Origin of the sequence: Propioniciclava flava (assembly GCF_004126535.1) — a bacterium.
GTDB lineage: Bacteria > Actinomycetota > Actinomycetes > Propionibacteriales > Propionibacteriaceae > Propioniciclava > Propioniciclava flava.
Map to the genome: position 1 here is coordinate 107,393 of NZ_PPCV01000005.1, position 14,577 is coordinate 121,969.

At 67.9% G+C, this 14,577-nt stretch carries 12 protein-coding genes; 8 read left to right on the top strand and 4 right to left on the bottom strand.

Features of this window, described 5'->3' with window-relative positions; all coding sequences use genetic code 11:
- Nucleotides 1–14 precede the first annotated feature (14 nt).
- Nucleotides 15–1,286 (top strand): ATP-binding protein, encoded by a 1,272-nt coding sequence (locus tag C1706_RS08440; RefSeq protein WP_129458805.1) that lies wholly within the window; start codon nt 15–17, stop codon nt 1,284–1,286.
- On the top strand, nt 1,283–1,969 hold the full coding sequence (locus C1706_RS08445) for a response regulator (protein ID WP_129458806.1): 687 nt from the start codon (nt 1,283–1,285) through the stop codon (nt 1,967–1,969). The genes C1706_RS08440 and C1706_RS08445 overlap by 4 nt, the downstream gene beginning before the upstream one ends.
- 59 nt (nt 1,970–2,028) lie before the next feature.
- Here the strand turns inward: C1706_RS08445 and C1706_RS08450 are convergent, their stop codons facing one another.
- On the bottom strand, nt 2,029–2,292 hold the full coding sequence (locus tag C1706_RS08450; RefSeq protein ID WP_129458807.1) for a GlsB/YeaQ/YmgE family stress response membrane protein: 264 nt from the start codon (nt 2,290–2,292) through the stop codon (nt 2,029–2,031).
- Between the two features lie 172 nt (nt 2,293–2,464).
- Nucleotides 2,465–3,694, bottom strand: coding sequence for a phospholipase D-like domain-containing protein (locus tag C1706_RS08455; protein ID WP_129458808.1), 1,230 nt, complete (start codon nt 3,692–3,694; stop codon nt 2,465–2,467).
- Nucleotides 3,695–3,773: 79 nt separating this feature from the next.
- Between C1706_RS08455 and C1706_RS08460 the strand changes: the two genes are divergently transcribed.
- Nucleotides 3,774–6,230, top strand: coding sequence for a UvrD-helicase domain-containing protein (locus C1706_RS08460; protein ID WP_129458809.1), 2,457 nt, complete (start codon nt 3,774–3,776; stop codon nt 6,228–6,230).
- Between the two features lies 1 nt (nt 6,231).
- Here C1706_RS08460 and C1706_RS14780 read toward each other — a convergent pair whose 3' ends face one another.
- Entirely contained in the window at nt 6,232–7,116 is an 885-nt protein-coding gene (locus tag C1706_RS14780) for a M23 family metallopeptidase (protein ID WP_129458810.1), read from the bottom strand.
- A 302-nt stretch (nt 7,117–7,418) separates the two neighbouring features.
- Between C1706_RS14780 and sucC the strand changes: the two genes are divergently transcribed.
- Together sucC and sucD are read left to right on the top strand one after the other, a co-directional pair.
- Nucleotides 7,419–8,603, top strand: a complete 1,185-nt coding sequence (gene sucC / locus C1706_RS08470) for an ADP-forming succinate--CoA ligase subunit beta (RefSeq protein WP_129458811.1) — start codon at nt 7,419–7,421, stop codon at nt 8,601–8,603.
- A 3-nt stretch (nt 8,604–8,606) separates the two neighbouring features.
- Nucleotides 8,607–9,491: a succinate--CoA ligase subunit alpha gene (sucD, locus tag C1706_RS08475; protein ID WP_129458812.1), complete on the top strand. Its 885-nt coding sequence runs from the start codon at nt 8,607–8,609 to the stop codon at nt 9,489–9,491.
- A 65-nt stretch (nt 9,492–9,556) separates the two neighbouring features.
- On the opposite strand, the gene C1706_RS08480 is transcribed toward sucD, so the two are convergent.
- The gene (locus tag C1706_RS08480; protein ID WP_129458813.1) at nt 9,557–11,044 is read right to left on the bottom strand and encodes a hypothetical protein; all 1,488 of its coding nucleotides are present in this window, start codon (nt 11,042–11,044) and stop codon (nt 9,557–9,559) included.
- A gap of 96 nt (nt 11,045–11,140) precedes the next feature.
- Between C1706_RS08480 and C1706_RS08485 the strand changes: the two genes are divergently transcribed.
- The 3 genes from C1706_RS08485 to purH are packed head-to-tail and all read left to right on the top strand — an operon-like array spanning nt 11,141 to nt 14,571.
- A complete protein-coding gene (locus tag C1706_RS08485; protein ID WP_129458814.1) occupies nt 11,141–12,388 on the top strand; it encodes a cell division protein PerM in 1,248 nt (415 codons plus the stop codon).
- Between the two features lie 10 nt (nt 12,389–12,398).
- Nucleotides 12,399–13,013: a phosphoribosylglycinamide formyltransferase gene (gene purN / locus C1706_RS08490; RefSeq protein WP_129458815.1), complete on the top strand. Its 615-nt coding sequence runs from the start codon at nt 12,399–12,401 to the stop codon at nt 13,011–13,013.
- Nucleotides 13,014–13,026: 13 nt separating this feature from the next.
- Nucleotides 13,027–14,571: a bifunctional phosphoribosylaminoimidazolecarboxamide formyltransferase/IMP cyclohydrolase gene (purH, locus tag C1706_RS08495; protein WP_129458816.1), complete on the top strand. Its 1,545-nt coding sequence runs from the start codon at nt 13,027–13,029 to the stop codon at nt 14,569–14,571.
- The last annotated feature ends 6 nt before the right edge of the window (nt 14,572–14,577 follow it).

Sequence of the window (14,577 nt, forward strand, 5' to 3'; positions counted from 1 at the left end):
CTAGGCTGGGCAGCATGACCACGCAGGGCGAGCAGGGGGCGACGCCTCCCGTGGCCGCCCCGCGTCGCCTGGTGCGACCCCTGGAGCGGGCGAACGTGGCAGGCGTTGCCGCGGGACTGGCTGAGCACACAGGTGTATCCGTGTGGGTGATCCGCGGCGTCTTCGTGCTCCTGGGTGCGTGGCAACTGGTCGGTCTCGCGGCCTACCTGGCGTTGTGGCTGGTGATTCCGCCGGCGACCACCGGCCATGCGGCGCCAGGGGTGGACGCGGCCTCGCGACGGGGGATGCGGCAGGTCACCAACGCCTCGTCGGGCGTCCGGCGAGACCTGGGGCAACTGGCCGCCTTCGCCTTGGTCTGGGCGGGGCTGTTATGGCTGGTCCAACTGCTCGGGCGGGGCCTGGCGCCGCAGACCCTGGCCATCGCCTTGCTGTTGGCCACGGGGCTGGGGCTGGTGTGGTGGCAGGCCGACCGCGCGGGAGGAAGCGTGCGCGAAGCCGCGGATGGCCTGCGCGGCTGGACCCGCTCCCTGGCGCGCCACTGGTCGACGGTTGCTGCACATGGGGTCGCCGCCTGTTGCTTGGCCGGTGCCGTCGCGCTCGTCGTGTTGGAGGGGCCATCCTCGCCGCCCACGCTCTTGGGCGGGCTCGCGTTGCTCTTGGGCGGGCTTGTCCTGATGGCAGTTCCGTGGGTGCTCCGCGCGCAGCGTGCCCTCGCCCAGGTCCGTGAGGAGAAACTCCTCTCGGACGCGCGCGCCGACCTGGCCGCCCACCTCCATGACTCGGTGCTGCAGACGCTGGCTCTGATCCAGCGTCAGGCGGACCACCCGCGCGAGGTCGTCCGGCTCGCCCGCCGTCAAGAGCGTGAGCTTCGCGCATGGCTGTACGGCTCCGACGAGCAGGCGGCCACACTGCGGGCCGCACTCCAGGAGGCCGCCTCCGATGTCGAAGATCGTTTCCCGGTCAGCGTGGAGAGCGTGACCGTGGGAGACGATCCTGCGTTGACCCCGGCGCTAGGGGAACTCGTGAAGGCGGCGCGCGAAGCGATGACCAATGCGGCCAAGCACTCGGGGGCGTCGGTCATCGACGTCTACGCTGAGGTCAACGAGGATGTCGTCGAGGTGTTCGTGCGCGATCGCGGACGCGGATTCGACCTCGATAGTGTTCCCGAGGACCGCCACGGTCTGCGAGGCAGCATCGTGGAACGGATGGGTCGGCACCACGGCACGGCCCGTATCACCTCGGATCCTGACCGTGGCACAGAAGTGAGCTTGGAGATGAAGCGATGAGTGATCAGCCCACCGACGCGCCCGACGCGCCGGAATCGTCCCACCGGCAGCGCCGGGTGGTGGTCGTCGACGATCATGCGATGTTCCGCAGCGGGGTCAAGCATGACATCGGCCCCTATGTGACGATCGTGGGGGAGGGTGAGGACGTTGCGAGCGCCGTTGCTGCCATCACCCGAAGCACTCCCGATGTTGTCCTGCTCGACGTTCACCTGCCCGGGGGTGGGGGCATGGAAGTCATCAAGCAGGTGCATGCCACCCAGCCCGACGTGAAGTTCTTGGCTGTGTCGGTTTCGGATGCGGCTGAAGACGTCATCGGTGTGATCCGTGCGGGGGCTCGTGGCTACGTCACGAAGTCCATTTCGGCGCCCGAACTTGTCGAGGCCATTGGCCGTGTCGCCGACGGCGATGCCGTCTTCAGCCCGCGGCTGGCCGGTTTCGTTCTGGACGCCTTCTCGGGGGCTATCGACATCGCGTCGATCGATGAGGACCTCGACCGGCTGAGCCAGCGCGAACGCGAGGTCTTGCGCCTCATCGCTCGCGGCTACGCCTACAAGGAGGTGGCCAAGGAGTTGTTCATCTCCATCAAGACGGTGGAAACGCACGTCAGCAGCGTGCTGCGCAAGCTCCAGCTCTCCAACCGACACCAACTCACCCGGTGGGCGACCGACCGCAAACTGGTGTGATCGTGACACAGCGAAGCCCGGCCCCCGCTCAGGCGCGGGCCGGGCTTCGTCGTTGAGGGTTAGGAGCGACGCTTGGCCACAAAACCCCACACGGCCAAGACGATCAAGGCGCCGATGATGGAGGTGATCAGCCCCTGGAAGGAGAAGATCGAGTTGTAGCTGACGCCCAAGAGCGCGCCGCCGAGGAAGCCGCCCACGAGGGCGCCCAGGATTCCCAGCACCATGGTGGCCAGCCAGCCGCCACCCTGTTCGCCGGGCATGATGGCCTTGGCGATCGCGCCGCCCAGAAGGCCGATGACGATGTAAGCGATGATTGTTCCCATGTGCCCGATCATAGGAGCGCGGGCCTTTGGCCCGCTAGCCACGTAGCGGGAGTGGGGGGACTAATCAGTGGCCTGTCCGCCAAGACCAGGGAGAAACCGGGGGTTGCCCCGCAGCGTCGGCGGGCCCAGCCGCGCAGGGCGAAAGCCGTGACGCGAGGCTGAACGCTCCCCGTCACAGAATGTGACGCAGCGGAGACAAGATCGCCTCGCTCAGCTTCATCGCCAGCGAGCGCGACTGCCACTGTTGCAGCGTCAACTCGACGCAATTGGAGGCGTCCATCAAGAAGATGCCCTCCATCTCACGGGCCACATCGGCGTCGAGAACCTCGGCGTTGATCTCGTAGTTGCCCGTCAGGCTCAACCGATCCAGGTTCGCAGTACCGATGGTGGACCATTGGCCGTCCGCGGTGGCGGTCTTGGCGTGGACCATGGCGTCCTTGTAGAGGAAGAGCCGCACCCCGCGGCGCAGGAACGTCGCATAGAAGCCGCGCGAGAGCCAGTCGGCCACGATGTGGTTCGACTCGGCCGGCACGATGATGCGGACGTCGACGCCGCGGTCGGCCGCCTCCAGCAGCGCGAAGATCAGATCGTCATCGGGGATCAGGTATGCGTGCGTCAGCCAGATGCGCTCCTGAGCGCGATCGATCGCCTCAAGATAGGTGTAGCGGATCGGATAGACCCCAATGCTGGGGACGTTGCGCGTGACGCGCACCGGGGACTCCCAAGGCCGGTTGGTGGGCTGAGGCAGGGCGCGCTGGCCCCGCCTGGCCATGTTCCAGTAGTCCACGAAAGCGTTGGCAACATCCAGTGCCGCCGTGCCTCGGATACGCAGGTGGGTGTCGCGCCAGCGCGTCGCATACAGCGAGCCGATGTTGTATCCCCCCACGAAGGCGGTGATGCCATCGACCACGAGGAGCTTGCGATGGTTGAGACCTGGGCTGCGGAAAGAGAGCGGGCCACGCGCCCCCGTCCAGGGCCAATGCCGCAACACGTGGATGCGCGGATCGAACCGGAAGAACGTCTGAGGCACGACCAGGTTGGCGAACACGTCATAGACCACATGCACCTGCACCCCACGCTCTGCCGCGTCGGCGAGGGCCTGCTTGAAACGGCGTCCGACCCGGTCGCCCTTCCAGATGTAGGTCTCCAAGAAGATGGTGTGCTGGGCCGCGTCGATCGTCGCGATCATGTCGTCGAACAGATCCCGGCCCCGCGTGTAGACCGTCAGCTCGTCCTCGCCCGCCCACAGGGGGGCAGGCCGCTTGCTGGGGAACTTCACGTGCCCGCGCTGTCGTTTGCGGCGGCGATCCACGACCATCAGCGCGCCGATCGTTGCCACCTGCGCCAGGGCTAGGGCGCCCGCGCCGACCTTCACGGCGGTCTGCACCCGTCCCCACACCATGACGCCACTGTAGGGGATGGGGTGTCACGGGGGGCTGGGCCAGCAGACAATGAGGCGGGGAGGGTAACCTTGGGCGGTCATGACTGAGCTGCCCAACCTGTTCACGTTCGATGCACAACCCCCGCGTCACACGCCCGTACCGACCGCTGCCCAGGAGGGGGAGCGGCCGCGCCGCAGCGAAGGCTCCGCTCGTCGAGCGAGCCCCGAGGAACTACTCGAAGGGCTCAACCCGCCCCAGCGCGAGGCCGTCCAACACGAGGGGGCGCCGCTGCTGGTGGTCGCGGGGGCCGGCTCGGGCAAAACGCGGGTCCTGACGCGTCGCATCGCGTGGCTCATCGGTCAGCGTGGCGTCCACCCGGGATCGATCCTGGCCATCACGTTCACCAACAAGGCCGCGGCCGAAATGCGGCACCGGGTCGAGGAACTCGTCGGGAACCGGGCGCGGCTGATGTGGGTCTCCACCTTCCACTCGGCCTGTGCACGCATCCTGCGCACCGACATCGACCGGTTCGGCCTGTCCAAGACGTTCTCGATCTACGACGACACCGATTCCAAACGCCTCATGTCGCTGGTCCACCGCGACCTGGGTCTGGATTCGAAGCGCTACCCAGTGCGGGCCGTGATGAACGCGGTTTCAGACTGGAAGAACGATTTGGTCGACTACGAGACGGCTGCCCGCGAGGCCGCCGGGGTGGACGCGGTTCACGCTGAGGCGTATGCCGAATACCAGCGCCGCCTGGTGGCCGCGAACGCGCTGGACTTCGACGACCTCATCATGACCACGGTGCACCTCCTGCAGGCGTTCCCCGACATCCGGGAAAAGTACCGGCGGCGCTTCCGCCAAGTGCTGGTGGACGAGTACCAAGACACCAACCACGCCCAATACGCCCTCATCCGAGAACTCTGCGGAGATGGCCCACGCGAAGAGGGCCAGGTTGAGCCACCGGAGCTGATGGTGGTCGGCGACTCCGACCAGTCCATCTACGCGTTCCGTGGGGCGACGATCCGCAACATTCTCGACTTCGAGGCCGACTTCCCCGGCGCGGCGACCATTCTTCTGGAGCAGAACTACCGCTCCACCCAGACCATCCTGACCGCGGCCAACGCCGTCATCGAGCGCAACGAGGGGCGTCCGGCGAAGCGGCTATGGTCGGACGCGGGCGACGGCGAACTCATCGTCGGTTACGTGGCCGACACCGAGCACGAGGAAGCCCAGTTCGTCGCCTCGGAGATCGACCGGTTGGTGGACGCAGGAATGCGGTACTCCGACATGGCGGTCTTCTACCGCACCAACGCGCAGTCGCGAGCGTTCGAAGACGTGTTCATCCGCGTGGGCCTGCCCTACAAGGTGGTGGGCGGCGTCCGATTCTACGAGCGCAAGGAGATCCGTGACGCGATCGCCTACCTCCGCGCGATCGCCAACCCAGCCGACGATGTCAGCGTCCGGCGCATCCTCAACGTTCCCAAGCGTGGCATCGGCGATCGCGCCGAGTCGCTGGTGGACTCCTTCGCGGCCGCCGAACGTATCCCCTTCGGTGCCGCGCTGGATCGCATCGACGAGATCGCCGGCCTGGCACCCCGATCAGCCAAGCAACTGCGGGCCTTCGCCACGATGATGGCCGGGCACCGGGAGATGGTGGCGGAGGGGGTGAGCGCGGACCAGGTGCTCGCCTCGATCCTCAACGAATCGGGCTACCTCGATGAGTTGACCGACTCAAAGGATCCGCAGGACCAGACGCGCCTGGAAAACCTCATCGAGTTCGTCAGCGTCGCCGGTGAGTTCGTGGCCGCCGCGCACACCGAGGACATCGAACCCGGAACGTCAGGCCTGTTGCCCCCGGAGGAAAACCTCGATGAGGAGGCTGACGGCAGTGCTTTGGCGTCCGGGCTCCCCGAACCTGATGACTCGCTGGCTGCCTTCCTGGAGCGCATCGCGCTGGTCGCCGACTCCGATCAAATCCCCGAAGCCGACCAGGAGGATCGCGGGGTGGTGACGCTGATGACGCTCCACACCGCCAAAGGTCTGGAGTTCCCCGTCGTGTTCCTCACGGGGTTCGAAGACGGCATCTTCCCGCACATGCGCGCCATGACCGATCCGGCGGAACTCTCCGAAGAGCGACGGCTCGCCTACGTGGGCATTACGCGGGCCCGCGAACGCTTGTACCTCACCCGCGCGACCGTTCGCGTCATGTGGGGACAACCGCAATACAACCCGGAGAGCCGATTCGTGGGGGAGATTCCCACGCGCCTGCTGGACTGGCGCCGCGTCGGGACGCGCGTGGATTCTTGGTCCAGCCAAGCTCGTCGGCGGACGGATCAAGCGTGGAAGTCGACCGTCGGGTTCGGGTCGTCAACGCCCGCGCCGAAGGTGGTCGCCGCGCTCAGTGTGGGGGATCGCGTGCTGCACACCACCTTCGGGATGGGCACGGTCACCGAAACAGCCGGGGCGGGGGACAACCTGAAGGTCGTCGTCGATTTCGGGTCGGCCGGGACCAAGAAGCTCTCGGTCAAGCACGCACCGATGGAGAAGCTGTAGGTCAGCGGCCCTTCGCGAGCCATGGGGCGGGATCGACGTTCTCGCCATTGTCGTACACCGAGAAGTGCAGGTGGGGGGCGGTGGAAAGGCCGGTGCTCCCGACGGTTCCGATGCGCTGGCCCTTCTTGACCTTCTGGCCAACCGCCACGTCGATCGAGTTCATGTGCAGGTAGGTGGTCTCGAGATTGGTGCCGTCCAGCACGCCGTGATCGATACGCACGTTGTTGCCCGAACCGCCGTTGTAGCCGCTCGCCGCCTTGGTGACGACACCGTCGGCCACGGCATAGATCGGAGCCCCCGTGTTGCCGCCGATGTCGGCACCACCGTGCAAGCGCATGTAGTGCAGGATCGGGTGCATCCGCATGCCCCACGGCGAAACGATGCTGCCCTCGGTGGGCCAGAAAAAGACCTGCGACTTGATGCGGACGTTCTCCGCATCGATCTTGGTCGTCGTGCTGCTCAGAGACTGGCTGCGGACCTGCGCTGCCGCCTCGGTCTGCGTCTTGGCGACCTTCTCGCCGACCAACTCCATCGAGGTGGCCCGCTCAGCAACGGCGGAGGCCGTGTCGTCTCGTACCGCGCTGCGGTCAACACTCGATTCGCGTGCCTCGAAGGCGTCCAGGGTGCCCGCGCGGTCGGCGTTTCGCACCGAGGCCCCGTCCGTCGTCGTGGTCGCGTTGTTGGCGGCGATGGCGCTCGTAGCGACCCCCGGCGTCACGATGGCCAGCAAGCCGACGACGCTCGCCGCGCCGACGGCGATGCCGCCGCGCAGGAAGCGATTCGGTGCCGCTTTGCGGCGGGGGAGGGAAGCGTTGTCGAGGAAGGCTGCGTCGGGATCTTCGACGGCGCAACGCGGCTGATAAGGGCCGGGGAGCGATCGTGCCACGCGTGGTGCCTTTCCTGAGGATTTCGACGTTCCCCTGCGGGGGACATGCCCGCGGGACAACACACACCAAGGTAGCAGTTCTTGAAGGTTTCTCAGAAATCCTCTCAGGCGTTGCCTGGGGTTGTTCCCAGCACATCACCGTGGGATCGGGCAGGCCGTCCTCCGGGGAGGGGCGCGGCGGCAGCGGCATCCGGCCCTACGTCTGGCAAACCGGGCCCGGTCGGGCCGTTGGCCGCGCGGCGTAGGACCGGTAACCTCCGAACGTGCCGCAATGACGCCGCACGCTGTCAAGGACGGAGAGCATGGATCTTTACGAATACCAGGCGCGCGACCTGTTTGAGGCGCATGGGGTGCCCGTGCTCGGCGGCATCGTCGCTCGAACGCCCGCTGAAGCCAGCGCTGCTGCGCACGAGTTGGGCGGCGGTCTCGTCGTGGTCAAAGCCCAGGTCAAAGTGGGAGGACGAGGCAAGGCCGGTGGGGTCAAGCTGGCCCGAACCCCACAAGAAGCGGCTGATGCAGCCAGCCAGATCCTCGGCATGGACATCAAAGGTCACACCGTCGAGGCGGTGATGGTGGCCCAGGGTGCCGACATCGAGCAGGAGTTCTACTTCTCGATGCTGCTCGATCGCGCCCAGCGCACCTACCTGGCGCTGTGCAGCGTCGAGGGAGGCATGGAGATCGAACAACTGGCCGAGGAGCGCCCTGAAGTGCTGGTGCGTCGCACGCTCGATCCGCGCACCGGCCTCGATGCGGAGGCTGCCGCGGCCATTGTCGCCGAGGCCGGGTTCCCGGAGGACATCGCCGACGAGGTCGCTGGAGTGCTCGTCCTGCTGGGTGGTGTCTACGCCGCCGAGGATGCCACCTTGGTCGAGGTGAACCCCCTCGTGAAGACTCGGCAGGGGCGCATCGTTGCCCTGGACGGCAAAGTCTCCTTGGACGAGAACGCCGACTTCCGACACCCCTCGTGGGGGGCGCTGCGCGATGACAGCAAGGCCGACCCGCTCGAACTGCGTGCCCGCGCCAAAGGCCTCAACTACGTCAAACTCGATGGCCAGGTCGGGATCATCGGCAATGGTGCGGGTCTGGTGATGAGCACCCTCGACGTCGTCGCCTACGCGGGCGAGGACGTCCCTGGGCGTCCGCGTCCGGCGAACTTCCTCGACATTGGGGGCGGCGCCTCGGCGCAGGTGATGGCCGACGGCCTCGACATCATCTTGTCCGACCCGCAGGTCAGCGTCGTGTTCGTCAACGTCTTCGGTGGGATCACCGCCTGCTCCGAGGTCGCCAAGGGCATCCGCGAGGCGCTCACCCAATTGGGCAACCGGGCGTCCAAGCCCATCGTGGTGCGCCTGGACGGCAACGCCGTCGATGTCGGACGCGCGATCCTGGCGGAGTATGCGCACCCACTCGTGACGCAGGTGGCGACCATGGACGAAGCGGCCGCTGCGGCCGCGCAGTTGGCCAGTGCGGCCATGGAAGGAAAGTGAGTCATGGCTATCTGGCTGGACCATCGCAGCAAGGTCATCGTGCAGGGCATGACCGGGACCGAAGGGCGTAAACACACCAACCGCATGCTGATGTTCGGTACCCGGATCGTGGCCGGGGTCACGCCCGGTAAGGGCGGGCAATCGGTGACCTTCGAGGAAGACCCGATCCCCGTCTTCAACACCGTCGCCGAAGCCGCTCATGCCACCGGGGCCAACGTGTCCGTCATCTTCGTGCCACCGCCGCACGCGAAGGCTGCCGTGCTGGACGCCATCGCGGCGGGCATCGAACTCATCGTGGTGATCACCGAAGGGATCCCCGTCGCCGACACCGCACGGTCCTACGCCGCGGCGCAGGAGGCGGGCGTCCGGCTGTTGGGGCCGAACTGCCCCGGCATCATCTCTCCGGGACGGTCGAACGTCGGCATCATTCCCCCCAGCATCGCGCGGTCGGGCCACATCGGCCTGGTCTCCAAGTCGGGAACGCTGACCTACCAGATGATGTTCGAGTTGGGGGATCTGGGGTTCAGCACTGCCGTCGGCATCGGCGGCGACCCGATCATCGGGACGACCCACATCGACTGCCTCAAGGCATTCGAGGAGGATCCCGAGACCGACTGCATCGTCATGATCGGTGAGATCGGCGGGGACGCGGAGGAACGCGCCGCCGACTACATCCGCGATCACGTGACCAAGCCGGTGGTGGCCTACGTCGCAGGGTTCACCGCCCCGGAGGGGAAGACCATGGGGCACGCAGGAGCGATCGTCTCGGGTAGTTCCGGCACTGCGGAAGCCAAGAAGGCGGCCCTGGAAAAGGCCGGCGTGAAGGTCGGTCGGACCCCCAGTGGGACAGCGCAACTCGTCCGTGAGGTCATGGCCACTCGACGCTGAACGCGACACAGAACGGCCCGCCCTCGAAAACCGAGGCGGGCCGTTGTGTGTTTTCGCGCTGAACGCTAGGGCGCCTGCTGCACCCGCTGGCTGGCACGGATCGTGAGCGCATGCCAGGCGTCGTCGCTGAAGTCGAAGGTGTCGCTCGGGTTGGCGACCAGGTAAATGAGTCGGGTTCCGGACACCACGGCTGCGCTGCGGAACTTCGCCGTGGCTGACTGCTGGTCCACGCGCTGAACGACCACCCATGACGCTGCGGCGCCGGATCCACTGGGATCACGGGTCCGCGTCACCTGGGCGGTAGCCGCGCGGGCGGCGCAGCCGTCCATGTTGCCGCTCAAGGTCGCCAGCGCTGCGGCTGCCTCATCGGGCTTGGCGAAGGTGTAGACGGCCTCATCGACGCCGAAACTTTGAGGGGCGGCGGTGTCGTCGCGCAGCAGATAGGTGCGTTGCTGTCGCGTGGTCGCCGACGGGAAGTTCCCCAGGTCTACGGCCTCACACTTGGTGCCGGGGGTGGTGACCGAATCGGCGACATCGGTTGCGCGCCAGGCCCCGGAACCTGGGCTGATGCGCGGCAGGTCGATCGTTCCCAACCAGCCCGCAGGGGTCGTCACCAGGGGAATCGTCTGGCTCGCAGTGGGGGAAGCCGGGCACGTGCCACCGTCGGTGCACTGCCGCTGCCCGACCGTGGCGAGCGTGGCGACGACGGCCTCGCCCGCCACCGCGGACTTGGCCTGGGTCGCGTCCAACACCGAGACACGCGTCCCGACCCGGGTCAACGCGATGGTGTGGTACTCGTTGGTCGCATCTTGGACCTCGAGCACCTGGCCGGTGGCCTCATCTCCCAGCCCCTGAACGGCGAGGCCCTGCTTGGCCAGGGCCGTGGTGCGATCACAGTTGGCCAGTTGCGTGACGAAGGCGGCATACGCGGTATGCGCGCTTTCGTTCGTCTCGTAATGGTTGACCTGGAAGAAGGCTGCTCCCGGGGCGGAGGCGCCTGCGGAGAACGTACGCACCACGGTGTCCTTGGGCCGCTCGGCGCCCTCGGTGGCGGTGGTGAGGCACTTGGCTTGGGGGGTGGTCGCGTCGAGGGTGCTCGACGCGGTGGCGATCTGCCACTGCGCCTGCGCGTTGAGAGAACTCAGATCTTCCGGCGCGGCGACGAAGCGGGCGGCGTCCGGGCTGGGGGTGGAACTCGAGGAGGCCGCGTCGAACACTCCCAGTCGCTGGGCACCCCAGGCACCACCAAAGACCAGGGCCAAGGCGACGGCCGTGACGATTCCCAGCCGCAGACGCCGACGCCCCCAGCCTGTCGCCTCAGGGCTCGGGCCCGAGGCGGGGGCGTCGTTGGTGTCGGCAAATCGCCGACCTCGCCCCCCGCCAGCCGCGACGCCGCCCGCAGGGGAAACCGGCGCTGACTCGGCGCGTTGGCCACGTGAAGCGGCCACACCGCGACGCCCCACCGAAGCGGGGGGAGCGGTGGGGGCATCCGCGGGGTTGTCGTCGCGCGGGGGCAAAGCCCGCCGCGCTCGTTTCTCGCCCTGCTCGCTCATCGTCCTCCAGACGTTGTTGATGCAGTGAACGACTTTACCAACCGAGGCGTGTCCCGACGATTGTTACCCCTCTCAAGGGGGACCATGGGACACACCATGCGTACGCCCGGAGAACCCAGCACCGACGTCAGCTTGACCGTGGCGAGGGCCGAGGAGGCCGCGGCCCTGCGGCCTAAGCCTCGGTGGACGTACCTTCCTTGGCCCGTCGCCGCGCTGGTGTGGACGCTGGCCGCAGCGGCCGCCGTGTGGATCATCAGCGCCGCGCTCCCGGTGGCTGCCTGGGTGGCCGCTGCGCGGACGCCAGCCATGGCTGTGGTGGACGCGACTGGTCAGATGTGGCTCGCCGCCCATGGCGCGACCGCGCAGTTAGGGGGCGTCATGATCGGCCTCCCTCCGCTGGGCATGACGCTCCTCGCGATCGCCGCCTGTGGGGCGGCGGCACGGCACGCCGCCGAGCAGGTCGTCGCGCCCCCCGACATCGCGCTGACCCTTCGCTGGCGCTCTGCGGCCGCCGTCGTCGGCGTCTGCGTGGCGACGTACACGGTGGCCGCCGTGATCGCGTCACCTATCGTCGGGACGTCGGAGCAGGCGGTGGCTGCCGTCGCGGGTGCCTTCGCAGTGTCACTGCTTGGCTCTGTCATCGGGGCCATGGTGGGTCTGGAACTGGATCCGTGGCAGTTGACCCCCGCCTGGCTGGCTCGCCTGCCGCGCGCGGTGGGCGCCGGGACGGCGATGCTCGCAGCCGGAGCAACCCTCGCCCTGATCATGGCGTTCGTCTCTCACTGGACACAGGTCCAGCACCTTCACGACAGCCTCGGCGCCAACGGGGTCGGTGCCGCCGTGTTGATCGCGGTGCAACTGGCCTACGCGCCGACCGCCGTGTTGTGGGCGGGGTCCTTCGTGCTCGGCGCTGGCATTCGGCTCGGCCCGGATGGGCTGCTGGCCCCCGGACGCGCCACGGTCGGGACGTTGCCCGCGATCCCCGCGTTCGGCGCGCTCCCCACCACCTCAGGGCCTCAGGACTGGGCGTGGCTGACAGTGGGCGTCCTTGCCGGGCTCGCAGCCGGGGCGGTGATGGTGCGGCGGACGACACCGACTCTCCTGCAGGCGGCCTGGCGTGGTGCGTCGAGTGGCCTGGCTGCGGGGGCACTGTGGGCGGTGGCGTCGTGGTTCGCCACCGGAGACCTGGGCGCCCGAGCCCTGGTCGGGTTGGGTCCGCGCTTTCCTGACCTGTGGTGGTTGGCCACTCTGCCACTGGCTGCGGCCGGGGCCTGCGGCGGACTGATCGTGGTGGCGTGGCGTCGAGTACGGGCAGCGCGCGAGGGTGACGGGCAGGCTGGATAGTCTGGGTCCCATGACCTACCGGATCCTCGTCCTGGCATCGGGCTCGGGGACGCTGCTGCAATCCCTCCTGGACGCCCAGGTGACGGGTTCCCTCGATGGTCGCGTCGTCGCCGTCGGGGCGGACCGGCCCGGCATCCCCGCCCTGGAGCGGGCCGCGCACGCGGGCGTCCCGACCTTCGTCGTACGCCTACCTGACTATCGAGACGCCGACGGGGTGATCGACCGGGCAGCGTGGGACGCGGCGCTGGCCGACGCCTGCGCGGGTTACGAGCCGGACCTGATCGTCAGCGCCGGGTTCATGAAGCTGGTCGGCGAGGGATTCCTGAAGCGGTTCGGCGGACGCATGATCAACACGCACCCGGCCCTGCTGCCAAGTTTTCCGGGCGCGCATGGTGTGGCCGATGCGCTGGCGCACGGCGTCGCGGTGACCGGATGCACGGTGTTCGAGGTCGATGCCGGCGTCGACACGGGGCGGATTCTCGATCAGGCGGCGGTACGCGTCGAGCCCGGCGACACCGAAGAGAGTTTGCACGAGCGGATCAAGGTCGCCGAACGGCGGCTACTGGTGGACACCCTCAACACCCTTGCTGCTGCGGCGCAGGGGCCCGGTGCCCAAGACAACTAGGAGGAGACAACGCATGGATCGCACACCCATCAAGCGCGCCTTGATTTCGGTCTACGACAAGACGGGCCTGGTCGATCTCGGCAAGACCTTGGTCGACGCCGGGGTCAGCCTCGTTTCGACGGGCGGGTCCTACGCCGCGCTCGCGCAGGCGGGCCTTCCCGTCACGGAGGTCGCCGACCTCACGGGATTCCCCGAGTGCCTCGATGGGCGGGTCAAGACGTTGCACCCCCGCGTCCACGCAGGGATCCTCGCCGACCGGCGCAAGGCGTCCCATGTGGCGCAGTTGGCCGAACTCGGCGTCGAGCCGTTCGATCTGGTGGTCAGCAACCTGTACCCCTTTACCCAGACGGTCGCCTCGGGTGCCGACTTTGATGCCTGCATTGAGCAGATCGACATCGGCGGTCCGTCCATGGTGCGGGCGGCCGCCAAGAACCATCCCAGCGTCGCGATCATCACCTCCCCGGCCCAGTACCCGGCTTTGGAAGAGGCGCTGGTGGCGGGCGGGTTCACCGAGGCGGAGCGGCGAGTGCTGGCCGCGGAAGCCTTCCAGCACACGGCCTCCTACGACACCGCCGTGGCGAGTTGGCTGACCGAGCAGACCGATCAGGAGACCTTCCCCGTATGGCTGGGTCGTGACTGGGAGCGCGTTGGCACGCTGCGCTATGGCGAGAACAGCCATCAGCCTGCCGCGCTGTACGCCGACGCGGGGGGCGCCTCCGGCATCACCGGGGCCCAGCAACTGCACGGCAAGGAGATGAGCTACAACAACTACACCGACGCTGACGCCGCCTACCGGGCCGCCTACGACTTCGAGCAGCCCTGCGTCGCCATCATCAAGCACGCCAACCCGTGCGGCATCGCCGTGGGGGACGACATCGCCCAGGCCCACCGCCTCGCCCATGCCTGCGACCCGGTGAGCGCGTTCGGCGGGGTGATCGCCACCAACCGGCCCGTCAGCCTGGAGATGGCCCAGCAGGTCGCCGAGATCTTCACCGAGGTGATTGTGGCTCCCGGATACGAGGACGGGGCGCTGGAACTGCTGGAGCGCAAGAAGAACGTGCGCATCCTGGTGGCGCCCGCGTACACGCATGAGGCGATCGCCCTGCGACCGATCTCGGGTGGAGTGCTGGCCATGGTTCCCGACCGGGTCGACGCCGAGGGTGATGATCCGTCGACGTGGACGCTGGCCGCAGGAGAGGCCGTGGACGCCGCCACGCTGGCCGATCTCGCCTTTGCCTGGACGGCGTGCCGTTCGGTCAAGAGCAACGCGATCCTGCTGGCTCATGACGGTGCCTCGGTCGGTATCGGCATGGGTCAGGTGAACCGGGTGGACTCGTGCCGCCTCGCCGTGGACCGCGCGGGGGACCGTGCCGCCGGAAGCGTGGCCGCCTCGGACGCCTTCTTCCCCTTCGCCGATGGCCCCCAGATCCTGCTGGACGGCGGGGTTCGTGCGATCGTCGAACCGGGCGGCTCGATCCGCGACGACGAGACGATCGAGGCCTGCAAGCAGGCGGGCGTCGCGTTGTACTTCACCGGCACGCGTCACTTCTTCCACTAGGGGCTC

What these genes read in the sequence shown, in the direction of transcription:
- C1706_RS08445 (WP_129458806.1), top strand. Translation starts at nt 1,283, where the DNA reads ATGAGTGATCAGCCCACCGACGCGCCCGACGCGCCGGAATCGTCCCAC.
- purN (WP_129458815.1), top strand. Translation starts at nt 12,399, where the DNA reads ATGACCTACCGGATCCTCGTCCTGGCATCGGGCTCGGGGACGCTGCTG.
- C1706_RS08480 (WP_129458813.1), bottom strand. Translation starts at nt 11,044, where the DNA reads ATGAGCGAGCAGGGCGAGAAACGAGCGCGGCGGGCTTTGCCCCCGCGC.
- C1706_RS08450 (WP_129458807.1), bottom strand. Translation starts at nt 2,292, where the DNA reads ATGGGAACAATCATCGCTTACATCGTCATCGGCCTTCTGGGCGGCGCG.
- C1706_RS08440 (WP_129458805.1), top strand. Translation starts at nt 15, where the DNA reads ATGACCACGCAGGGCGAGCAGGGGGCGACGCCTCCCGTGGCCGCCCCG.
- C1706_RS08485 (WP_129458814.1), top strand. Translation starts at nt 11,141, where the DNA reads ATGCGTACGCCCGGAGAACCCAGCACCGACGTCAGCTTGACCGTGGCG.
- sucD (WP_129458812.1), top strand. Translation starts at nt 8,607, where the DNA reads ATGGCTATCTGGCTGGACCATCGCAGCAAGGTCATCGTGCAGGGCATG.
- sucC (WP_129458811.1), top strand. Translation starts at nt 7,419, where the DNA reads ATGGATCTTTACGAATACCAGGCGCGCGACCTGTTTGAGGCGCATGGG.
- purH (WP_129458816.1), top strand. Translation starts at nt 13,027, where the DNA reads ATGGATCGCACACCCATCAAGCGCGCCTTGATTTCGGTCTACGACAAG.
- C1706_RS08455 (WP_129458808.1), bottom strand. Translation starts at nt 3,694, where the DNA reads ATGGTGTGGGGACGGGTGCAGACCGCCGTGAAGGTCGGCGCGGGCGCC.
- C1706_RS08460 (WP_129458809.1), top strand. Translation starts at nt 3,774, where the DNA reads ATGACTGAGCTGCCCAACCTGTTCACGTTCGATGCACAACCCCCGCGT.